Source organism: Amycolatopsis sp. NPDC098790 (assembly GCF_044759945.1).
In the GTDB taxonomy this organism is placed as follows: Bacteria; Actinomycetota; Actinomycetes; order Mycobacteriales; family Pseudonocardiaceae; genus Amycolatopsis.
Map to the genome: position 1 here is coordinate 420,543 of NZ_JBIWAI010000007.1, position 19,414 is coordinate 439,956.

General features: G+C 71.0%; 20 protein-coding genes. 8 read left to right on the forward strand and 12 right to left on the reverse strand.

The window, feature by feature from the left end; genetic code table 11:
- Positions 1 to 27: 27 nt before the first annotated feature.
- Positions 28 to 1,311, reverse strand: coding sequence for a LuxR C-terminal-related transcriptional regulator (locus tag ACIQWX_RS42755; protein ID WP_400884062.1), 1,284 nt, complete (start codon positions 1,309 to 1,311; stop codon positions 28 to 30).
- 149 nt (positions 1,312 to 1,460) lie between these two features.
- On the opposite strand from ACIQWX_RS42755, the gene ACIQWX_RS42760 reads away from it, so the two are divergent.
- Entirely contained in the window at positions 1,461 to 2,363 is a 903-nt protein-coding gene (locus tag ACIQWX_RS42760) for an NADP-dependent oxidoreductase (protein ID WP_400884064.1), read from the forward strand.
- 403 nt (positions 2,364 to 2,766) lie between these two features.
- Here ACIQWX_RS42760 and ACIQWX_RS42765 read toward each other — a convergent pair whose 3' ends face one another.
- From ACIQWX_RS42765 to ACIQWX_RS42780, 4 genes are all read right to left on the reverse strand, one after another.
- Complete coding sequence (locus ACIQWX_RS42765) at positions 2,767 to 3,651, reverse strand: lysophospholipid acyltransferase family protein (RefSeq protein WP_400884065.1); 885 nt, start codon at positions 3,649 to 3,651, stop codon at positions 2,767 to 2,769.
- The gene (locus ACIQWX_RS42770; RefSeq protein ID WP_400884067.1) at positions 3,648 to 4,430 is read right to left on the reverse strand and encodes a GNAT family N-acetyltransferase; all 783 of its coding nucleotides are present in this window, start codon (positions 4,428 to 4,430) and stop codon (positions 3,648 to 3,650) included. The genes ACIQWX_RS42765 and ACIQWX_RS42770 overlap by 4 nt, the downstream gene beginning before the upstream one ends.
- A 157-nt stretch (positions 4,431 to 4,587) precedes the next feature.
- Positions 4,588 to 5,547 carry an electron transfer flavoprotein subunit alpha/FixB family protein gene (locus tag ACIQWX_RS42775; protein WP_400884069.1) on the reverse strand — a complete coding sequence of 320 codons (960 nt, stop codon included), beginning with the start codon at positions 5,545 to 5,547 and terminating at the stop codon, positions 4,588 to 4,590.
- 28 nt (positions 5,548 to 5,575) lie between these two features.
- Positions 5,576 to 6,361 (reverse strand): electron transfer flavoprotein subunit beta/FixA family protein, encoded by a 786-nt coding sequence (locus tag ACIQWX_RS42780; protein ID WP_400884071.1) that lies wholly within the window; start codon positions 6,359 to 6,361, stop codon positions 5,576 to 5,578.
- A 243-nt stretch (positions 6,362 to 6,604) separates the two neighbouring features.
- Here ACIQWX_RS42780 and ACIQWX_RS42785 point away from each other — a divergent pair, with 243 nt between their 5' ends.
- Positions 6,605 to 7,450: a DegV family protein gene (locus tag ACIQWX_RS42785; protein ID WP_400884072.1), complete on the forward strand. Its 846-nt coding sequence runs from the start codon at positions 6,605 to 6,607 to the stop codon at positions 7,448 to 7,450.
- Here the strand turns inward: ACIQWX_RS42785 and ACIQWX_RS42790 are convergent.
- Positions 7,428 to 7,853, reverse strand: coding sequence for a hypothetical protein (locus tag ACIQWX_RS42790; RefSeq protein WP_400884073.1), 426 nt, complete (start codon positions 7,851 to 7,853; stop codon positions 7,428 to 7,430). The genes ACIQWX_RS42785 and ACIQWX_RS42790 overlap by 23 nt on opposite strands.
- Before the next feature lie 53 nt (positions 7,854 to 7,906).
- Here ACIQWX_RS42790 and ACIQWX_RS42795 point away from each other — a divergent pair, with 53 nt between their 5' ends.
- The 3 genes from ACIQWX_RS42795 to ACIQWX_RS42805 are packed head-to-tail and all read left to right on the forward strand — an operon-like array spanning position 7,907 to position 10,681.
- Positions 7,907 to 8,680, forward strand: a complete 774-nt coding sequence (locus ACIQWX_RS42795) for a methyltransferase domain-containing protein (RefSeq protein ID WP_400884075.1) — start codon at positions 7,907 to 7,909, stop codon at positions 8,678 to 8,680.
- On the forward strand, positions 8,677 to 10,182 hold the full coding sequence (locus ACIQWX_RS42800; RefSeq protein WP_400884077.1) for a 1,4-alpha-glucan branching protein domain-containing protein: 1,506 nt from the start codon (positions 8,677 to 8,679) through the stop codon (positions 10,180 to 10,182). The genes ACIQWX_RS42795 and ACIQWX_RS42800 overlap by 4 nt, the downstream gene beginning before the upstream one ends.
- A gap of 10 nt (positions 10,183 to 10,192) precedes the next feature.
- Complete coding sequence (locus ACIQWX_RS42805; protein ID WP_400884079.1) at positions 10,193 to 10,681, forward strand: glutathione peroxidase; 489 nt, start codon at positions 10,193 to 10,195, stop codon at positions 10,679 to 10,681.
- A 39-nt stretch (positions 10,682 to 10,720) separates the two neighbouring features.
- Here ACIQWX_RS42805 and ACIQWX_RS42810 read toward each other — a convergent pair whose 3' ends face one another.
- Positions 10,721 to 11,950, reverse strand: coding sequence for a YbiU family protein (locus tag ACIQWX_RS42810; RefSeq protein WP_400884080.1), 1,230 nt, complete (start codon positions 11,948 to 11,950; stop codon positions 10,721 to 10,723).
- An 89-nt stretch (positions 11,951 to 12,039) separates the two neighbouring features.
- Between ACIQWX_RS42810 and ACIQWX_RS42815 the strand changes: the two genes are divergently transcribed.
- Positions 12,040 to 13,155 carry an ROK family protein gene (locus ACIQWX_RS42815; RefSeq protein ID WP_400884082.1) on the forward strand — a complete coding sequence of 372 codons (1,116 nt, stop codon included), beginning with the start codon at positions 12,040 to 12,042 and terminating at the stop codon, positions 13,153 to 13,155.
- Positions 13,156 to 13,180: 25 nt separating this feature from the next.
- On the opposite strand, the gene ACIQWX_RS42820 is transcribed toward ACIQWX_RS42815, so the two are convergent.
- On the reverse strand, positions 13,181 to 14,944 hold the full coding sequence (locus ACIQWX_RS42820; RefSeq protein ID WP_400884083.1) for a glycoside hydrolase family 2 protein: 1,764 nt from the start codon (positions 14,942 to 14,944) through the stop codon (positions 13,181 to 13,183).
- 125 nt (positions 14,945 to 15,069) lie between these two features.
- Between ACIQWX_RS42820 and ACIQWX_RS42825 the strand changes: the two genes are divergently transcribed.
- The gene (locus ACIQWX_RS42825) at positions 15,070 to 16,347 is read left to right on the forward strand and encodes a glycosyltransferase family 4 protein (RefSeq protein WP_400884085.1); all 1,278 of its coding nucleotides are present in this window, start codon (positions 15,070 to 15,072) and stop codon (positions 16,345 to 16,347) included.
- A 59-nt stretch (positions 16,348 to 16,406) separates the two neighbouring features.
- On the opposite strand, the gene ACIQWX_RS42830 is transcribed toward ACIQWX_RS42825, so the two are convergent.
- The 3 genes from ACIQWX_RS42830 to ACIQWX_RS42840 form a co-directional block, all read right to left on the reverse strand.
- A complete protein-coding gene (locus ACIQWX_RS42830; protein WP_400884086.1) occupies positions 16,407 to 16,535 on the reverse strand; it encodes a hypothetical protein in 129 nt (42 codons plus the stop codon).
- Positions 16,536 to 16,654: 119 nt separating this feature from the next.
- A complete protein-coding gene (locus tag ACIQWX_RS42835) occupies positions 16,655 to 17,434 on the reverse strand; it encodes a class I SAM-dependent methyltransferase (RefSeq protein ID WP_400884087.1) in 780 nt (259 codons plus the stop codon).
- Positions 17,435 to 17,491: 57 nt separating this feature from the next.
- Positions 17,492 to 17,950 carry a nuclear transport factor 2 family protein gene (locus ACIQWX_RS42840; protein WP_400884089.1) on the reverse strand — a complete coding sequence of 153 codons (459 nt, stop codon included), beginning with the start codon at positions 17,948 to 17,950 and terminating at the stop codon, positions 17,492 to 17,494.
- Between the two features lie 82 nt (positions 17,951 to 18,032).
- On the opposite strand from ACIQWX_RS42840, the gene ACIQWX_RS42845 reads away from it, so the two are divergent.
- A complete protein-coding gene (locus tag ACIQWX_RS42845) occupies positions 18,033 to 18,563 on the forward strand; it encodes a TetR/AcrR family transcriptional regulator (protein WP_400884090.1) in 531 nt (176 codons plus the stop codon).
- On the opposite strand, the gene ACIQWX_RS42850 is transcribed toward ACIQWX_RS42845, so the two are convergent.
- Complete coding sequence (locus ACIQWX_RS42850) at positions 18,554 to 19,411, reverse strand: hypothetical protein (protein ID WP_400884092.1); 858 nt, start codon at positions 19,409 to 19,411, stop codon at positions 18,554 to 18,556. The genes ACIQWX_RS42845 and ACIQWX_RS42850 overlap by 10 nt on opposite strands.
- Positions 19,412 to 19,414 lie beyond the last annotated feature (3 nt).

Sequence of the window (19,414 nt, forward strand, 5' to 3'; positions counted from 1 at the left end):
CTCCAGCCCGCTGGAGGTCAAGCCGGTTCAGGCCGTGCGGTGTGCCACCGGCTCCAGACGCAGGTCGCGGGCCAGGGCGGCGGCCTCGCCACGGGAGCTCACGTCCAGTTTGTCCAAAATATTCCGGACGTGGAACTTCACCGTGTGCTCGCTGAGCTGCAGCTGTTCGGCGATCTGCCGGTTGCGCAGGCCCTGCGAAATCCCCGTCAGGACCTCGACCTCGCGCGGGTTGAGCCGGTCGAGGGGTCGCAGCTCCGGCGGCTCGGCGACGCCCAGCGGGAGGACCGCGGTGACCGTCGTCCCCCAGCCGGGCACCGCGTCGACTTCCCAGTGGCCGCCGAGGGCCGTGAGCCGCTCGGTCAGGCCGCGGGCTGGGATCGCGTCGGCGACTTCGGGACTGTCGTCGCGGACTGTGATGCGCAACACCGCGCCGTCCAGCCGCCACGACGCCCGCAGCCGCTTGGTCGCCGGGCGGTCCAAGGCCGCGAGCACCAGGCCTCGGGTCATCGTCCGCGCCGTGTGGGCGATGTCCTGCGGAAGCGAGGCCTCACCGACCGGGTCGACGAGGTCGACGTCGACGTCGGTGTGGCGGACCAGGTCGGCCAGTTGCGTCCTGAGCAGGGCGAACGCCGCGGCTGTCCGTTCCTCGGACAGAGCTTGGTCGCGATCGACGACGCCCTTCAACTCGAGCAACGCGTCGCGGGCCAGGTCGGCTGCCGTGCGGCGGGCGACGGCGTCGGAAAGTCGTCCCGTGCGCAGTACCGCCAGAAGCGTGGTGAGCGTCGCCGCGTGGGTCTGGCCGAGGTCCGTGATCGCCTGGGCTCGCGCGGTGGCCGCCGCGAGGTTGCTGGCCAGGACAGCCGGGCCCGGGTCGAGCGCGCGCTGGCCCGCGTCCGTGCTCAAGATGTGCCACAGCTGCGCGGCCAGCTCCAGCTCGGCCGTCGGCAGTTCGCCCGCCGCCGGCACCACGGCCAGCACGGCGCCCTTGCCGACGGTCGGCATCGACGAAAACAGGACGAGACGGCGCTCGACGCCGCCCAGTACGCCGTCGATCACCAGGGCCTTGCCCGGCTCGCTGCGGTCGACCAGCCGTTGCAGCTCGACGCTCGTCACGGCTTGGGCGATCGTCTGGTCGCCGACGACCTTCAACGGGCTGCGCGGGCAGTCCCCGGTCTGCATGGCGACCGCGTGGTGCGGAATCAGCTCGCCCAGTTCGACGGAAAACTGGCCGAGCAGGTGGGGCCGCGGCGCCGACAGGAGCCGTTCGACGACGTCCAGCACGTGTCGCGGATCCGACCACGAAGCATCCATGCCGTCCAAAGTAGGCGCGACGACGGTGTGGCGGCCTGCTCGTCCGGCTAGTGAACACTGCTCGTCCGGGTGGTTCGGCCGGAATACCACGCGAGTTGACTCGTTGGGGAGGACATTCGAAGTCTCAACTCGAGGAGCGCAGAGAACCCATGCGAGCGATCACCTTCTCCGCCTACGGCGGGCCGGACGTCCTGCAGCTGTCCGAGGTCCCGGTGCCGGAACCCGGCCCGGGGCAGGTGCGGCTGGCCATCCGGGCCGCTGGGATCAACCCGATCGACTGGAAGATCCGCAACGGCTTCATGCAGCAGAACTTTCAGGTGCCCTTCCCGCACACCCCCGGTCTCGAGGTCGCTGGTGTCGTCGACGCCGTCGGCGAGGGCGCGGACTTCGCCGTCGGCGACGAGGTGTTCGGCTGGTCCGAAACCGGCGCCTACGCCGAGTACGCGCTGGCGAAGACGCTCGCGCCCAAGCCCGCCGGCATTTCGTGGGCGGACGCGGCGGCGCTGCCGGTCGCCGGCGAGACCGCGCTCCGCGTCCTCGGGCTGCTTGAGGTCCGCGAAGGCGAGACGTTGCTGGTGCACGGCGCCAGTGGCACGGTCGGGCGCTTCGCCGCGCAGGTGGCCGTCGCGCAGGGCGTCACCGTCATCGGGACCGCCGGCAGCCGGAACCTCGACGACCTGAAGTCGCTGGGGGTCGTGCCGGTCCTCTACGGCGACGGCTGGGAGGAGCGTGTCCGCGAGGCCGCGCCCGGATCGGTGGACGCCGTGTTCGACGCTGCCGGGCACGGGGTGCTGCCCGGGTCGGTCGCGCTGCGGGGCACGAAGGACCGGATCGTCACCATCGCCGACGGGGCCGCCTTCGAGCTGGGCATCCCGTTTTCGAGCGGTGGTGAGCAGACGCGGGAGGTGCTGACCGGGATCGCCAGCTGGGTGACCGACCGCGGGGTCCGGATCGCGCAGGGCAAGAGCTACGCACTCGAGGACGCTGCCGCCGCGCAGATCGAGAGCGAGGACGGCCACCCCGGCGGGAAGCTCACGCTCGCCATCGGCTGAACGGGCGGGCCGGCGCGCCTTCGTGGACGGCGCGCCCGATCGGCCGGTCAGATTTGGCGCGCCGAGCCGGCTGGGCGATCTCGGCAGGTCGCGTTGGCTGGATGGGCCGAGCCAGCCGGGTTGACCGAGCCGAACCAGCCGGTCTGGGCCAGCCGGTCCGGGCCAGCCGGTCCGGGCCGGGCCGCCGGGGCGAGGCCGTCGGTTCAAGCCACGCCGGACCGGGCCTGGACTGGCCAGGCCGACCGAACGGGTCGGGTCGACATCAGCCGGCAAAGCGAGACTCAGCCGGACTCGGCGCGAAAAGGCGAACGGGCCTGTCATCGGATCACGACGACAGGCCCGCGCAAAACCGCAATGCCTCCCAACCCGGGCCTGTCGCCGGATCGCGGCGACAGGGCCCGGATCACTTCGCGGGAGGCGAAGCCAATGTGACCGGCTGAGGACGCGGCGTCCGGCGCCGCTGCTGGGCCGGGATCTGCACCGTTCCCAGTGCCGAATGGACGGCCGCCTCGGCCAGCGCCGCCAGTTCGCGGCGGTTCTCCGCGCGGCCCGGGGCGATTTCCGGGCAGATGTGGACCTCGAGCACCAGCCCGCGCAACGCCGCGACCCGGCGCAGCGACGCGATCAGCGACTCCGGCCCGATGAACGCGGGGCGGCTCGTCTCGCGGCCGTCGGCCAGGCGGTATCGCAGCGCGATCGGGCGGACCGGGACACCGCCGTCGATCGCCGCCTGGAACGTCGCGGTCGTAAATCGACCGGACGCCAGGCCGCACCACGTCGTTCCTTCGGGGGTCACGCTTACCAGCGACCCCGTCCGCAGCGCGTCGGCCAGCGACGCCATCGTGGCCGGCAGCGTCGTCAGCCGTTCGCGGTCGAGGAAGATGCTGCCGCCGCGGCGGACCAGCCCGCCCAGTACCGGCCAGCCCGCGATCTCCTTCTTGGCCAGCGCGCGCATCGGCCGCAGCGCGTTGATCGCGACGATGTCCAGCCACGAGATGTGGTTGTTGACCACCAGCGCGCCACGCCCGGCCGGCGCGGTCAGGAAGTCGCCGCCGCCCCGGATGTCCAGGCGGACGCCGAACGCGCGCAGCACGCTGCGGAAGATCAGCCGGAGCCGGTACTCGCGGCCCCACGAAACCAGCAGCAGGGGCGCCGTCAGCATCGCCGAAAAAACGACCAGGACCGCTGCGGTGACGCGCAGGACGCGTCGCGGAAAACCGACCACGGGGTCCCCGTCGGTCAGGCAGCCGTCGCCGCACGGCGACGTCGGCATGTACGCGTGGCTCATACCTGAACCCCGAGGAAGAACTTCAGGTACCGCTCGTCGACGTTGTGCAGGTCCAGCACGACGAAGAAGTCCGCGACACCGAAGTCGGCGTCGAGCGCGGGCGGGCCGTAGGCCTTGGCGCCGAGCCGGACGTAGCCCTTGATCAGCGGCGGCAGGATCGAGCGGTCGGGACGGTCGATCTCCGACGCGTCCCACGGGATGAGCGGCGAGACGCGCGTGGCCTCGTCCGAGTAGTGCTTGGCGCGCAGGACGTCCCACACGCCGGCGGCGAAGGATCCGCCGTCGACCAGCGGAACCGACGCGCAGCCGGCGAGGTAGCGGTGGCCGGACAGCAGCATGTACCGCGCGATCCCGGCCCAGACCAGGCTGACGACGGCGCCGCTGCGGTGGTCCGGGTGCACGCACGACCGGCCGGTTTCGACCAGGGACGGACGCAGGGCGTCGAGGGCGCTCAGGTCGAACTCGCTGTCCGCGTAGAGCTTCCCGGCCTGGGCGGCGCGGTCCGGCGGCAGCATCCGGTAGGTGCCGACGATTTCGCCCGTGTTGTCGTCGCGGACCACGAGGTGGTCGCAGAACTCGTCGAACTCGTCGACGTCGAGACCGGCGACCGGCGAGTGCAGCCGCGCGCCCATCTCCTCGGCGAAAACCCGGTGACGCAACTTCTGCGCGGCGACCACTTCTTCGTTCGCGTGAGCGACGAGAAGGGAGTACCGGGGAGCGTCCGCGGGGAGGTCGGCACCCGCCTGATCAGTGCTGACGAGGAGCTGTGACGTCGTCATGGTCAAGGTGTACCTGCGCGTTGGAAGCCGCGGAGAGTGCCATCCGATGACCGATTAGTGCACGTTCAGTTAATGGCGGGTTCTCAGGCTCCTCTCAGGTCCCGAAAACGCACGAAGGGCCTTCCGGGAAGTCCCGGAAGGCCCTTCGAACAGGCAATCAGCTCTTGCGCTTCTCGACCGCTTCGGTCAGCTGCGGCGCGACGTTGAACAGGTCGCCGACGATGCCGAAGTCGGCGATCTCGAAGATCGGCGCCTCCGGGTCCTTGTTGACGGCGATGATCGTCTTCGACGTCTGCATGCCGGCGCGGTGCTGGATCGCGCCGGAGATGCCGAGCGCGATGTACAGCTGCGGCGACACGGTCTTGCCGGTCTGGCCCACCTGGAACTGCGCCGGGTAGTAGCCGGAGTCGACCGCGGCACGCGAAGCGCCGACAGCCGCGCCGAGCGAGTCGGCCAGCTTCTCGACGACGTCGAACTTCTCCGCCGAGCCGACACCGCGGCCACCGGAGACCACGATCGAGGCCTCGGTGAGTTCCGGACGGTCACCGCCGGTCACCGGCTCGACGCCGGTGATCTTGGTGGCCTTCGCCGCGTCGACGGCGGGGATCTCGACGGTCTCCTCGGCCGCCGCACCCTCGGCCGGCTCGGCCTCGACCGCACCCGGGCGGATGGAGACGACCGGCGCGCCCTTCGCGGACTTCGACTTGACCGAGAACGCGCCACCGAAGATGGACTGGTCGATGACGCCGTCGCCGTTGACGCCCACGGCGTCGTAGATCAGGCCGGAGCCCAGGCGCACGGCCAGGCGGGCGGCGACCTCCTTGCCCTCACCGCTGGCGGTGACGAGCACGGCGGCCGGGGACGCCTGCTGCGCGAGCGCGGCGAGCACGTCCACCTTGGGCGTGACCAGGTAGTTCGCGGCGTCGTCGCCTTCCGCGACATAAACCTTGGCGGCGCCGTGCGACGCCAGCGCCTGCTTCGCCTTGGCGGCGGTCCCGGTCGGGCCGACGACGACGGCCGACGGCTCACCGAGCGCGCGGGCGGCGGTCAGCAGCTCGAGCGTGACCTTCTTGACCTCACCGTCGACGTGGTCGACGAGGACGAGTACTTCAGCCATGTTCTTGTTCCTCCTCGAAGAGCCGTTGTCAGATGAGCTTCTGGCCGACCAGGTACTCGGCGACCTTGGTGCCGCCGTCGCCCTCGTCTTCGACCTTCTCGCCGGCGGTGCGCGGCGGCTTCGGCGAGGATTCGGTCACGGTGGACCACGCGTTGCCGAGGCCGACCTCGCCCGCGTCGACGCCCAGGTCGGCGATGGTGAACGTCTCGACCGGCTTCTTCTTCGCGGCCATGATACCCTTGAAGGACGGGTAGCGCGGCTCGTTGATCTTCTCGCCGACGCTCACCACCGCGGGCAGGGTCGCCTCGAGGCGGGTGAGACCGTCCTCGGTCTCGCGGACGGCCTTGATGGTCGTGCCGTCGACGGTGACCTCACGGGCGTAGGTGACCTGCGGCAGGCCGAGCAGCTCGGCGAGGATCGCGGGGACGGCGCCGCCGCGGCCGTCGGAGGACTCGTTGCCGGCGATGATCAGGTCGTAGCCTTCGACCTTGCCGATCGCGGCGGCGAGCACCTTGGCGGTGGCGATCGCGTCGGAGCCGTGCAGCGCCTCGTCGGAGACGTGGATGGCCTTGTCGGCGCCCATGGACAGCGCCTTGCGGATGGCGTCGGTCGCGCGGTCCGGGCCCACCGAGATCACGGTGACCTCGCCCTCGCCGGCTTCCTTGATCTTCAGCGCCTCTTCGACGGCCTTCTCGTTGATCTCGTCGAGCACGGCGTCGGCGGATTCGCGGTCAAGGGTGTGGTCGGACCCGTTGAGCTTCCGCTCCGAGTAGGTGTCCGGTACCTGCTTGACCAGGACGACGATGTTGGTCATGGGTCTGCTTCGACCTCCCGGTTCGTGGCCCGCGGTCGACCACGGGACAGTGCTCTACTGGCCGGTAGATTAGGGCGGATCGGCGCGCAGCACCCGCCGAGGTGACGCCTTTCACCTGGATGCGCAATCTAATGGGACCATCGTCCCGGTAATCGACCGGTTACCCCACCCGAACTGCCGTTCGTCCAATCGGACCAACCACGGCCTACTCGCAGTGGGTGTCAGGCATTAACCTCCCCCACCATGCCCGCGCGCATCGCCGTCATCACCGACTCGAGCTCCTGCCTGCCCGACCTCGTCGCTTCCCGCTGGGCCATCGGAGTCGTCCAGATCCAGCTGAACCTGGGTGGTCACTTCGACGCCGAAAACCGCTTCGACCGCGGCGACGTGATCGACGCGCTGAGAGCCGGGCAGGTCCTGACCACTTCGCCCCCGGACCCGGGGGCGTTCTTCTGGACCTACCAGGAAGCGGCCGCGTCAGGCGCGACCGCGATCGTCAGCATCCACATCTCCGGCCGCATGTCCGACACCGTCCGCGCGGCCCGGGAGGCCGCCCAGCAGGTCCGCATCCCGGTGCACGTCCTGGACAGCCGCACCACCGGGATGAGCCTCGGGTTCGCCGCGGTGTCCGCGGCCCGGGCGGCGGCGGCGGGCGCGGACGCCGCCCGGGTCATCGAAGCCGCCGAACGCCGCTGCTTCACGAGCACCGAATTCATCTACGTCGACACGCTGGAGTACCTCCGCCGCGGCGGGCGGATCGGCACCGCGCAGGCGATGCTCGGCACGGCGTTTTCGATCAAGCCGCTGCTCACGGTCAAGGACGGCGAGGTCGCGCCACTGGCCCGCGTCCCCGGCACGCGCCGGGCGCTGGCCAAGATGGTCGACCTCGCGGTCAAGAAGTCCGGCGGTTTCCGCGCCGACATCGCCGTCACCCGGTTCGGCGCCAGCGACCACGAGCTCGAGATCGGCAGGCAGATCGAACGCCGGGTGCCGGCGATGGCCGAGAGCATGGTCGTCGAAGCGAGCACGGTCATCGGCGCGCACCTCGGCCCCGGCGCGCTCGGCATCACGGTGTCGCCGGTGTACTGACCCGGCGGCCGGGAATCGCCAGGAGCACCAGCGGCACCAGCGCGCTGAGCCCGGTCAACCCGATGATGAGCACCTGGTCGATCGTCTCGAAGTGCGACACGTGCCCGAGGTGGTAGAAGAAGTGCGGCACGCCGAAGAGCAAGGCGGCGACCGCCGCCAGCCTCGCCACGGCTGTGGTGCCGATCACGGCGGCGCCGATCAGCGTCGCCGCGAGCGCCAGGTTGAGGCCGCCGAAGTCGCGCAGCAGGTGCTCGTTGAAGGGGCCGTCCATCGAGACCCAGCCCGTGCGAATGCCGGGAAAGTCCTGGTAGAAGCCGGTTGGTGCGATAAGTGACCACAGTCCGATCGCGAGCTCGACGAGGCCGAAGAGGACGAGCAGAACGCGGGTGATTGTCCGTTGCATGACCACGGAACGAGACGGCGGGGCCGGACGTGACACCCGCTAGGGTCGCGGAGGTGACCACCCCAGCCACCCGGGCCGAGGCGCTGCACCTGACCGGCGAACGGACCGTCCCCGGCATCGCCGAGGAGAACTACTGGTTCCGCCGCCACGAGGCCGCGTACCTCGCCCTGCTCCCCCACTGCGCGGACGCGACGGTGCTCGAAGCCGGCTGCGGCGAGGGCTACGGCGCGAGCCTCTTCGCGACGACGGCCCGCCGGGTGCTCGCGCTGGACTACGACGTGCCGACCACCGAGCACGTCGCCCGCCGCTACCCCGACGTCGCGGTCGCGCGGGCGAACCTGGCGTTCCTGCCGGTCCCGGACGGCGCGGTCGACGTCGTGGCCAATTTTCAGGTCATCGAGCACCTGTGGGATCAGGCCGGGTTCCTCGCCGAGTGCCACCGGGTGCTGAAGCCGGGTGGTCGGCTTTTGGTCACGACCCCCAACCGGCTGACTTTCACCCCGGACAGCGACACGCCGCTGAACCCGTTCCACACGCGTGAGCTGGCGCCGGCCGAGCTGGCGGGCCTGCTCACCGACGCTGGATTCGACGTGGAGACCCTCCACGGCCTGCACCACGGCTCGTCGGTCCGCGCGCTCGACGAGCGGTACGGCGGCTCGATCATCGACGCCCAGCTCGACGTAGTCATGGGCTCGCTGCCCGGCCAGGCCGTGTGGCCGGCGCAGCTGCTCGCCGACGTCGCCGCGATCGAGGCCACGGGCTTCGCCGTCCACGGCGACGACCTCGACGCCAGCCTCGACCTGGTCGCCGTGGCGGTGCGCCGATGAACGAAGGCACCTTCTGCCTGGTTCTGCACAGCCACCTGCCGTGGCTGCCGCACCACGGGAGCTGGCCGGTCGGCGAGGAATGGCTCTACCAGGCGTGGGCGCATTCCTACCTGCCGATGGTCGACCTGCTGGAACGCTTCGCCGCCGAAGGCCGCCAGGACGTGCTGACGCTGGGCGTGACGCCGGTGCTCGCCGCGCAGCTCGACGACCCGTACAGCATCCGCGCGTTCCACGACTGGCTCGGCCACTGGCAGTTGCGCGCCCAGCACGCGTCGACGCTGTGGCGGGGCGATCCGACCTTGCGCGAGCTGGCCGCGGCCGAGCACCGGACCGCGGTCCGCGCGGCCGAGGAGCTGGGGTCACGCTGGCGGCACGGCTTCTCGCCGATCCTTCGTTCGTTGGTCGACAATTCGACGATCGAGCTGCTCGGCGGGCCCCTGGCCCACCCGTTCCAGCCGTTGCTGGACCCGCGGGTGCGCGAGTTCGCGCTGACCGCGGGTCTCGCCGACACGGCGCTGCGGATCGGCTCCCGGCCCGAGGGGATTTGGGCGCCGGAGTGCGGCTACGCGCCTGGTATGGAAAACGACTACGCGGCCGCGGGCGTGCGGCGGTTCATGGTCGACGGGCCGTCGCTGCGCGGCGAGACGTGGGCGGCTCGGCCGGTCGGCGGCAGCGACGTGGTCGCTTTCGGACGAGACCTCGAGGTCACCTACCGCGTCTGGTCGCCGAAGGCCGGCTACCCCGGCCACGCGGCCTACCGCGACTTCCACACCTGGGCGCACGAGGTCGGGCTCAAGGCATCGCGCGTCACGGGCAAGACGGTCAAGCCGGTGGACAAGGCGCCGTACGACCCGTCGCTGGCCGCGGACGTGCTGGGGCTGCACGTCAAGGACTTCGTCGACACGGTGGTCACGCGGCTGCGTTCGCTGAAGGCACAACACGGGCGTGAGGCGCTCGTGGTCGCCGCGTACGACACGGAGCTGTTCGGCCACTGGTGGCACGAAGGCCCGGCGTGGCTCGAAGGCGTGCTTCGCGCGCTGCCCGAGGCCGGCGTCCGGGTGACGACGCTGAAGGGCGCGCTCGACGCGGGTCTCGTCGGCGAGCCGCTCGACCTGCCCGCGTCGTCGTGGGGATCGGGCAAGGACTGGCGCGTCTGGGACGGCGAGCAGGTCAAGGACATGGTCGAGGCCAACACGGCGCTGCAGCGGCGGCTGCTGGACCTCGTTGCCGGTTTGACGACCACGGCCCGCGACACCGTCGCCGACCAGGCCGTGGTCGAGGCGATGCTGGCCCTGGAGAGTGACTGGGCGTTCATGGTCACCAAGGACTCGGCCGCGGACTACGCGCGTCGTCGCGCGGCGGTCCACACCGAGCGCTTCGACGCGTTGGCCGATTTGCTGCGACGCGGCGACCGCGCGCGGGCCGGACAGCTGGCCGCGGCCTACCGCGCCGACGACGGACCGTTCGGGCACCTCGACGCCCGGGCGCTGAAGCACGACTGAAGGGACCTTCATGGGGATCCACGAAATTCCGGTCAAGACCCTCGACGGGCAGGACAGCTCGCTGGGCTCGCTCGCGGGCAAGGCGCTTCTCGTGGTCAACGTCGCGTCGAAGTGCGGCCTGACCCCGCAGTACTCCGGCCTCGAGCGGCTTCAGGAGCGCTTCGGCGGCCAGGGCTTCTCCGTGGTCGGTTTTCCGTGCAACCAGTTCGCGGGGCAGGAGCCGGGCAGCGCGGAGGAGATCCAGACGTTCTGCTCGACGACCTACGGCGTCACGTTCCCGCTGTTCGAGAAGATCGACGTCAACGGCGACGACCGCCACCCCCTATACGCGGAACTGACCAAGACGGCCGACGCCGACGGCGAGACCGGCGACGTCCAGTGGAACTTCGAGAAGTTCCTGGTCGGCGCCGACGGCGAGGTCCTCGCGCGGTTCCGGCCGCGGACCGAGCCCGAGGACGAGCAGGTCGTCAAAGCCATCGAGGCCGCTCTCCCGGCGTGAGCCGGCCGCGCCGGGCTTTCGGGCCCGGCGCGGCGCCGTTCACAGGCCGAGCTGATCTCGGCCGACGGCGGTGAGATCGTCGACCGTGGCCCGGCCGGTCCAGTTCACTTCGTAGTCCTCCGGCGCGAAGTCGCCCGGGCTCGCGCCGGTCAGGAACGCGCGGCCGCACTTCTCGGCGTAGGCCGCGTTCTTCGGGCAGTGCGGGCTCGCCGGGATGTACATGACGTCGCCCCAGCGGTCCGGGTTGGTGCCATCGGCGACCGCGTGGATGACGTCACCGTGCCACCAGACCGTGTCGCCCGGCTCGATGTCGGGGATCGAGGTCAGCGCCGGCAGCAGGTCGTCGTGGTATTTGTCGTTCACCGGCAACGCCTGGCCGTTGGCCGCGCCGCAGAGGTCGTCGTCGGGGATGTCATCCTGGAGCGCGCGAAGCAAGACGTACGCCATCGCCGACGGGATCGGCACGACGTGCAGGACGCCGTCGCCTTGTCGCATTTCCGACAACGCCGTCCAGCCCTGGAAGGTGCGGAAGGCCGAGCACATGACGGTCGACGGGTATTCGTCCACTTCGGTGCGGTAGGCGCCGTCCCACGGGTCGTACTGTTGCCAGTTTCCGGCGAAAACGTGGCGGAAGACCTGCTGGTAGGCGGGCAGCAGCCAGCGTTCGACCGAGCCGGAGTCGGTGTGCGCGGACAGGCCGAGCGACGCCGAGCCGGGCGGACGGCGCCGGATGCGGTCGGGGTAGGCCGTGTCGCGATCGGGGTCGAACCAGACGCGGCCCTCGGACTCGTGCCGCCAGAAGGAGTTGAGGAACCGCCGGACGGCGACCATGTGCTCGTGCTGGCGGGCCTGGATCTGCGGCTTCGACCAGTAGACCGGGTAGATCTGCGGCTGGCTCGACGCGAGACCGGCGAAGACGTCGTCGGCCGGCCCTTGGTAGGTCCCGGCGAAGTCGTTGTCGTCGAGGTACGCGGCCAGTTCGGAGTCCCAGGTTTCGGCCGTTTCGCGCGCGAAGGTGCCTTTGACGACGGCGCAGCCGCGGCGCCGGACGGCGTCGAGCGTGCGCTGCGGCACGGCGTCGGCGGCTATGTCCCGATAACGGACGACAGGGAAGGCGTCCGGGTCGGCGGCGACGGCGTCGACTTCGCGCCGCATTTGATCGCGGACTCCGGCGAACGCGCCGGCGACGTCGCCGATCCGGGCGCGCAGTTCGTGCTTGGTCCGCGAGACGGCCTCGGACATGTTCGCGGGCAGCTCTGTGGTCGTCATCGGTGTCCCTCGCGATCTTTGGTTAGGACTCCTTACTAGAATGGCCCGGCTACGGTAACCCCCGACTGTCTCCCGCCACAAGAGGTGCGATGTCCGACCCCGAACGGCCGCTTCCGCGCCTGGCGATGCTGCGGGCCATGACCGACCGCGCGGTGCTCGACCACGTTTTCGTCCATGAACGGACCACGCGCGCGGAGCTCGCCGCGACCACCGGGATCTCGAAGCCGACGATCTCCGAGTCGGTCCGTCGTCTGGAGACAGCGGGCGCGCTGCGGGCCACCGGCACCGACCAGACGGGCCGCCGTGGTCGCATCGCGACCTTCTACGAGCTGGCCGCCGACGCCGGCCGGGTCGTCGCCGCGGAGGTCAACCAGCAGGGCATCCGGACGGTGACGACCGACCTGACCGGGACGGTCCTGACCACCGGCCACCACCCGCCGGACGACCGGCCGATGACCGCCGCGGTCCGGGACGCCGTGGCCGCGGCGGGCGGCGCCGGGGCGGGACCGGTACGGGCGATCGCGATCTCGGTGGCCAATCCGGTCGACCCTGTCACGCACGAGGTCGTCGAGCTGCCGGGGTCGCCGTTCCCCGAGGGACGGCTCCGAGCCGGGGACATCGGGCGCGACGTCCTGCTGGACAACGACGTCAACTTCTCCGCGCTCGCCGAGCGCCGCGAGGGCGCCGCGCGGGAGGCGAAGAGCTTTGCTTACGTCTACGTCGGCGCCGGGCTCGGCGTCAGTCTTTATGTCGGCAACCAGCTCGTGCGGGGCTCGCACGGGCTCGCGGGCGAGATCGGGTACCTGGACAGCTCCGGGACCACCCTTGCCTCGGCGCTCGCCGACCAGGGTTTCGGCAGGTCGGACGCGCCTTCGCTGGACGTCGACGCAATTTTGACCACGCTCGACCAGGCGGACGGCGACGCCGTGGCCGCCGAACGGCTACGGCTGCTCGGCGCGACGCTCGGGCGGGCCGTCGCCGCCATCTGCACGATCGTCGATCCCGACCTTGTGCTGCTGGGCGGTCCGGCGGGGAGCCGGCCAGGTCTTGTGGCCGAAATCCGGCGAACGGTCCGGGCGGCGACACCCGGGCCGATCCGAGTGGAGGCCGGCACGGTGACCGACTCGGCCGCCCTGCGCGGCGCGCTGTTGTCGGCTCTCGACCACGGACGAGACGCCCTGCTCAAGGCCGTGGCCGAAAGCTGACCACACCCCCGCGTCGCCGGTCTCCTCAGGCCGAGCCGGCGTCGATCACCGCTCGGACGCACTTCGCGACCACTTCCGCGTCGACCTTGACCACCCGGCGGTCGTACGTCAGCAGGCCGTTGACCTCGTTTTCGACATCGGTCGTCTGGGTGTAGACCGCGCCGGACAGACCTCGCTCGGCCACCACCCGCTCCAGGGCCGCGCTGACCTCCGCGTAGCGCTCGGTGAGCCGTTCTCGAGTCGGCGTCATTTCGTACGCGTTCGGCGGCCCGGGCCAGCGGTGGTCCTCCAAGACGAGGCCGAGCCCGCCGTACTCGCCGTCGACAACCGCCCGGCCGTCGGTCACCGCCGGCTCCCCCGGGCCTACGTAGGTGTGGTCGTCGTAGACGTCGCCCGCGCCGGTGTCGGGGCGGGAGAAGCAGCAGTTGACCCCGCTGTTCGCGATCACCAGCCGGGTCGGGTCGAGCGCTTTGACCAATTCCGCGACACGGGCCGTGTCGTACTCGCCCCAGCCCTCGTTGAACGGCACCCAGCCGACGATCGACGGCACCGCCCGTAGCTGAGTGATCATTGTGATCAATTCCGCTTCGAACAGCTCACGCGCTCGCGGGACGGGGTCCGGCGCGATGCCGGGTGGGCCGTCGAACGACACCGTCAGCGAGGGCATGTCCTGCCAGACGACCAAGCCCAGGGTGTCGGCCCAGTAGTACCAGCGCGCCGGCTCGACCTTGACGTGTTTGCGGACGAAGTTGAAGCCCAGCTCCTTGGTCTTTTCGAGGTCGAAGCGCAGGGCGTCGTCGGTGGGCGCGGTCGAGATGCCGTCCGGCCAGTAGCCCTGGTCGAGTGGGCCGTGGAGGAACGTCGGACGGTCGTTGAGCGCGATCCGCGGGCGGCCTTCGGAGTCCGGGAGCAGGCCGATCGTCCGGAGGCCGGCGTAGCTGCCGACTTCGTCCAGGACCGCGCCGTGCCGATCGAGCAGCTGGACGCGCAGCGTGTAGAGGTGCGGGTCGTCCGGGGTCCAGAGGTGTGGTTCGGGAACGTCCACGCGCACCGACGTCCCCGCCGCGCCCGAGCCCCGTGCGACCTCGCCGTCCGTGGTCGAAACGACGACAACGACCTCCGAGCCGCCGGTGACCTGGGGGAACACCGTCACGCCGGTGAGGTCTGGGGTAAGATCAAGTCGTTCAATGCGGGACTGGGGCACCGGCTCGAGCCACACCGTCTGCCAGATTCCGGACGACGCCGTGTAGCAGATCCCGCCGGGCGCGTTGCGCTGCTTGCCGACCGGGAAGGGCTCGATGTCGGTGCGGTCCTCGGCCCGGACGGTCAGCTCTTGCGGCCCCGACGCGCGCAGGACGTCGGTGATGTCCGCGCTGAACGCCGTGTAGCCGCCTTCGTGCGTCGCGACGAGCTGGTTGTTGACCCACACCTTCGCCGTCTGGTCGACCGCGCCGAAGTGCAGGAGGATCCGCTGGTCACGCCAGTCCGGCGGAATTTCGACCAAGCGCCGGTACCAGAGGACCTCGTCGCGTCGTCCGATTCCGGACAACGCCGATTCCGGCGGGAACGGGACCAGGATGCGCTCCGCGTACCCGGACGGCCGTGGTTCGTCCGGCGACGACGGCCAGCCCGCGTACTCCCAGACGCCGTTGAGGTTCAGCCAGCGCGGCCGGGTCAGCTGGGGCCGCGGGTACTCGGGCAGGGCGTTGTCCGGACCGGCCTCGCCGGTCCACGGGGTGGTCAAGGGCGGGTCGAGCCGGCGCCAGCCGGTGTCCTCCGGTGCAGTCATCCCCGCCGATGGTGGCAGAGATCGGCGGGTCCGCCAGTGAGTCGGCTCACATTCGCCGATGGCGCTGGCCGGTCGGCTGGCACGGGCGCCGCCGGGGCGTCCCGACTCGCGAGTAACCTCTGCCCATGCGTGTGCTGATGCTGTCCTGGGAGTACCCGCCAGTGGCCATCGGTGGCCTGGCGCGGCACGTACACGCGCTCGCCACGCACCTGGCCCGGCAGGGCCACGAGGTCGTCGTCCTCTGCCGGCACGCCGCGGGCACCGACGCCGGGACGCACCCGCGCACCGACCGAGTCGTCGAGGGCGTGCGGATCATCCGGGTTGCCGAGGACCCGATGCACGTCACGTTCGAACGCGACCTCGTCGCCTGGACGCTGGCCATGGGGCACGCCATGATCCGCGCGGCGCAGGACTTGCTGCGCGGCTGGCAGCCCGATGTCGTGCACGCGCACGACTGGCTGGTCGCGCACCCGGCCATCGCGATCGCCGAGGCCGCGCGGGTGCCGTTGGTCGGCACGATCCACGCGACCGAGGCCGGGCGCCACTCCGGCTGGCTGTCGCACCCGCTGAACCAGCAAGTTCACTCGGTCGAGTGGTGGCTGGCCAACCGGGCCGACGCGCTGATCACGTGCTCCCAGGCCATGCGCCGTGAGGTCGCGCACCTCTTCGAGGTCGAGGCCGAGGACGTCACGGTGATCCACAACGGCATCGAGGAACGCGGCTGGCAGGTGCCCGCGGACGAGATCGCGCGCGCCCGCGAGGTCTACAGCCCGGCCGGTGCGCCGCTGTTGCTCTATTTCGGACGACTCGAGTGGGAGAAGGGCGTGCAGGACCTGCTCGCCGCGCTCCCCCGCATCCGACGACGTCACCCGGGGACGCGCGTGGTCGTTGCCGGAAAAGGACGACACTTCGACGAGCTGGTCGAACAGTCGCGGAAGCTGCGGGTGCGGCGGGCCGTCGACTTCGTCGGGCACCTGTCCGACCGCGACCTGCGCGCGGCGCTGGCGGCGGCCGACGCGGTCGTGCTGCCCAGCCGGTACGAGCCGTTCGGTATCGTCGCTCTGGAGGCGGCGGCCGCGAAGGCGCCGCTGGTGGCGTCGACGGCGGGCGGGCTCGGCGAGGTCGTCGTGCACGGCGAGACCGGGCTCGCGTTCAGCCCGGGCGATGTCGCGGAATTGGCCAACGCCGTGACGGCGGTGCTCGGTGACGCCGACGCGGCGGCCGAGCGGGCGCGGGCGGCGCAGTCGCGGCTGGCCGCGGACTTCGACTGGGGCCGGATCGCGGAGGCGACCGCCGCGGTCTACCGGCGGGCGAAGCCGGGCGAGCCGGTGGAGCTGCCGCGGCCGAAGATCGCGACCGGGAACGCCTTCGAGCCCGTCGCCGCCGGGGTGCCGGAGCTGTAGGTCGTGGTCACCTTTTCGACAACGACCGACGAAGGCCCGAACTGTAGGTAGCGGCCCGCTCAGAAGTGGCAGGGGCGGACGCAGTCCGGACCGGCCGCGGTGGGCGTGGCCGCTGTGACCACGGCACCGAAGGAAAACGACAACACGACGAAGACGGTGGCGACGACGGCTCTCAACCTGCTGGTCATGGGGACTCCTCGAGCTGGCCGGCGCAGGGGCGCGCCTGGCAGCGAGCATCCGCGCCGGTTCCCGGGGAAACAATAAGCGGAACTGTACGGGCCAGTACGCATTCGCCTTGCGTGACCGGTCAGCGGGTTCCCGTCAGGACGCGGACCCGGACCTGCTCGCGCAGTGGTCCGAACGGCGACAACGCCCGCCGGACGCGCTCGGTGAACGCCGGGCGCTCGTCGGCCGCCGGTAGCTGCGACGGGCTCATGGCCGAAAAAACGCCACCGACGATCTCCTCGACGCTCACCACCGCGTCGTAGGAGATGACCTGGGAATCGACCGCGTACCCCGCGGCGGAGAGGGCGTCCGCGTAGCGCGACTGGCTCGCCGGGTCCGTGCCGCACGTCCGGTGCAGCGGTGTCCCCAAAAACGACGACAGCACCTCTCGCAGCGCCGACGACCACGCCGCGTCCTGCAGCCAGAGCGGCTCGCCGTTCGTCACCACCGCGACGCCGCCACCCGGGCGCAGCAACGGCCGCGCCGTCGTGAACAGGCGCTCGTGGTCCATCCAGTGCAACGCCTGGGCCACCGTCACCGCGGCCAGCCGGCCCGGGCCGACGACCGGGGTCAGCGCCTCGATGTCTCCGTCCGCGCCCAGGAGCCAGCTCACGTTCGGCGACGACGTCGCCTGGCGGGCCTGGGCGAGCATCGCCGGTTCCGGGTCCATGCCGAGGACCGCGCCCACCCGGGGCGCCAAGGCCCGGGTGAGCTGGCCGGTGCCGCAGCCGAGGTCGAGCACGACGTCGTCACGGGTCAGCGCGAACGACGTCGTCAGCGCGTCCGCCACCGCCGGCGGGTAGCCGCGGCGGAACCGCTGGTAGAACTCGCTCACTTCGCCGCCGAACGCCGGTGCCGTCATGGCCCCGAGCATGCCCACGGCGGCAGCCGGCCAAGGGCGATTACGCGCAAAGCGGACTCAGAAGACCGGCAGCAGGACGCCGTGCTCGGACTCCGGGCGCGGGCCGAAGATCCGGCGGTCCGACTCGTCGATCGGCACGTCGTTGATGCTCGCCTCGCGCCGCCGCATCAGGCCTTCGTCGCTGAACTCCCACAGCTCGTTGCCGTAGCTGCGGAACCACTGCCCCTCGGCGTTGCGGGACTCGTATTGGAACCGGACGCCGATGCGGTTGCCGCGGAAGCCCCACAGCTCCTTGCGCAACGCGTAGTCCAGTTCGCGCTCCCATTTAGCCGTCAGGAACCTGACTATCTCCGCCCGGCCGACGACGTGCTGGTCGCGATTCCGCCACACCGAGTCCTCGGTGTACGCCAACGAGACCCGCGAGGGGTCGCGGGTGTTCCACGCGTCCTCGGCGGCCTGGACCTTCTGACGGGCGGTGTCCTCGTCGAACGGCGGGAACGGCGGACGCGGGCTCATGAGCACTCCTTCGAAGACGTGGAGAACGTGCGTTCTCCGGTAGTCTAGAGAACGCTCATTCTCCGCACCAGAGGCAGGTGACATGACCCCCACGGAGGCGACCGACCGGTTGCTCGAGGCCGCCGAGGAGCTCTTCTACGCCCACGGCGTCCAGGCGGTCGGGATGGACGCCGTCCGCGCGCGCTCGGGCGTCTCGCTCAAACGGCTCTACCGGACCTTCCCGGCGAAGAACGACCTGGTCGAGGCCTACCTCCGGCGCCGCGACGAGCGGTGGCGGGCGTCGTTGCGCGAATTCGTCCACGCCCGCGGCGACGACCCGCTCGCCGTGTTCGACTGGCTGCGGGACTGGTTTTCCGAGCCCGGCTTCCGCGGCTGCGCGTTCATCAACTCGTTCGGCGAGTTCGGCGAACCGGCACCGGGTGTCGCGGCGGCGATCCGCGACCACAAGGACCGGCTGCGGGCCTACCTGCGTGGTCTCGTAGCCGACCAAACCCTCGCCGACCAGCTGTTTTCGCTGGTCGAAGGCGCGACCGTGCTCGCCGCGATCACCGGCAACCCGGGCGAAGCGACCACGGCCCGTGACGCCGCGAAAGTCCTCCTCGATCAGGGGTAGAGCGTCAGCCCCGCGTCGAGCGCGATGTCGGTCAGCTGGGCGAGGCTCAGCGGCGGCGCCGGCATGTCCGGCCCGTCCGGGTGACGCTGTTTGGCGTCGTCGGCGACGTTCTGCGCCTCCACCATGACGCCAGTGCCGTCGGGTTTGGTGACGTTCGTCCGATTGGCTGTCGCGTATCCCGGAGAGCTGAGCGTTTCCTCGACGATCGTCTCGCCGTGCGGCCCGGTCTTCCGCCCGCAGGACTGCTGTGTGTCCACGGGCGGCTTGCCGCACTCGGTGGCCGGCGTGGCGTTGCCGCCGAGCCGGGTGACGATCGCCCAGACGTTGCCCTTGCCCGCCGGGCCTGCTGTCGTCGCCGCGGCCATGAAGTAGTCCTCGCCGCCGCTGCACGAACCTTCGTACGCGACCTGCGCGGAAAACACGTGGTAGAAGCCCAGCGGGCCGTGCTGCGTCCCCTTCGGGTACTCGCCTTGGGCATGCGGCTGCAGCTTCGTCCCGGCCGCGACCCGCTGCTGGACGGCGGCGGTGAGCACACCGCTGAGCCGGTTCGCCGCGACGTCCGCCTTCTCCGGGATCGGCGCGCCGGTCTGCGGCGGGTAGGGACTGACGGCGCACGGATCCGGTGAGGGCGACACCGGTGCAGAAGGCGCACTGCCCGGCACCAGAACCGGATCGCCGGGTGCGAAAACGAAAGCCGCGCCGACGGCCACCGCCGCCACGCCCGCTCCCGCGGTCATCCAGGGAATCGCCACCCGCGCGCGACGGCGTTCGCGGTCCAGCACCGCCTCGACGTCCACTGTGGACACCGGCACGACGCCGATCGCCGCGTCGAACTGTTCCTTGCTCATCGG

Bases quoted from the DNA above. Each gene is read 5' to 3' on its own strand.
- ACIQWX_RS42755 (WP_400884062.1), bottom strand. From the start codon at position 1,311: ATGGATGCTTCGTGGTCGGATCCGCGACACGTGCTGGACGTCGTCGAA.
- ACIQWX_RS42760 (WP_400884064.1), top strand. From the start codon at position 1,461: ATGCGAGCGATCACCTTCTCCGCCTACGGCGGGCCGGACGTCCTGCAG.
- ACIQWX_RS42765 (WP_400884065.1), bottom strand. From the start codon at position 3,651: ATGAGCCACGCGTACATGCCGACGTCGCCGTGCGGCGACGGCTGCCTG.
- ACIQWX_RS42770 (WP_400884067.1), bottom strand. From the start codon at position 4,430: ATGACGACGTCACAGCTCCTCGTCAGCACTGATCAGGCGGGTGCCGAC.
- ACIQWX_RS42775 (WP_400884069.1), bottom strand. From the start codon at position 5,547: ATGGCTGAAGTACTCGTCCTCGTCGACCACGTCGACGGTGAGGTCAAG.
- ACIQWX_RS42780 (WP_400884071.1), bottom strand. From the start codon at position 6,361: ATGACCAACATCGTCGTCCTGGTCAAGCAGGTACCGGACACCTACTCG.
- ACIQWX_RS42785 (WP_400884072.1), top strand. From the start codon at position 6,605: ATGCCCGCGCGCATCGCCGTCATCACCGACTCGAGCTCCTGCCTGCCC.
- ACIQWX_RS42790 (WP_400884073.1), bottom strand. From the start codon at position 7,853: ATGCAACGGACAATCACCCGCGTTCTGCTCGTCCTCTTCGGCCTCGTC.
- ACIQWX_RS42800 (WP_400884077.1), top strand. From the start codon at position 8,677: ATGAACGAAGGCACCTTCTGCCTGGTTCTGCACAGCCACCTGCCGTGG.
- ACIQWX_RS42805 (WP_400884079.1), top strand. From the start codon at position 10,193: ATGGGGATCCACGAAATTCCGGTCAAGACCCTCGACGGGCAGGACAGC.
- ACIQWX_RS42810 (WP_400884080.1), bottom strand. From the start codon at position 11,950: ATGACGACCACAGAGCTGCCCGCGAACATGTCCGAGGCCGTCTCGCGG.
- ACIQWX_RS42815 (WP_400884082.1), top strand. From the start codon at position 12,040: ATGTCCGACCCCGAACGGCCGCTTCCGCGCCTGGCGATGCTGCGGGCC.
- ACIQWX_RS42820 (WP_400884083.1), bottom strand. From the start codon at position 14,944: ATGACTGCACCGGAGGACACCGGCTGGCGCCGGCTCGACCCGCCCTTG.
- ACIQWX_RS42825 (WP_400884085.1), top strand. From the start codon at position 15,070: ATGCGTGTGCTGATGCTGTCCTGGGAGTACCCGCCAGTGGCCATCGGT.
- ACIQWX_RS42830 (WP_400884086.1), bottom strand. From the start codon at position 16,535: ATGACCAGCAGGTTGAGAGCCGTCGTCGCCACCGTCTTCGTCGTGTTG.
- ACIQWX_RS42835 (WP_400884087.1), bottom strand. From the start codon at position 17,434: ATGACGGCACCGGCGTTCGGCGGCGAAGTGAGCGAGTTCTACCAGCGG.
- ACIQWX_RS42840 (WP_400884089.1), bottom strand. From the start codon at position 17,950: ATGAGCCCGCGTCCGCCGTTCCCGCCGTTCGACGAGGACACCGCCCGT.
- ACIQWX_RS42845 (WP_400884090.1), top strand. From the start codon at position 18,033: ATGACCCCCACGGAGGCGACCGACCGGTTGCTCGAGGCCGCCGAGGAG.
- ACIQWX_RS42850 (WP_400884092.1), bottom strand. From the start codon at position 19,411: ATGAGCAAGGAACAGTTCGACGCGGCGATCGGCGTCGTGCCGGTGTCC.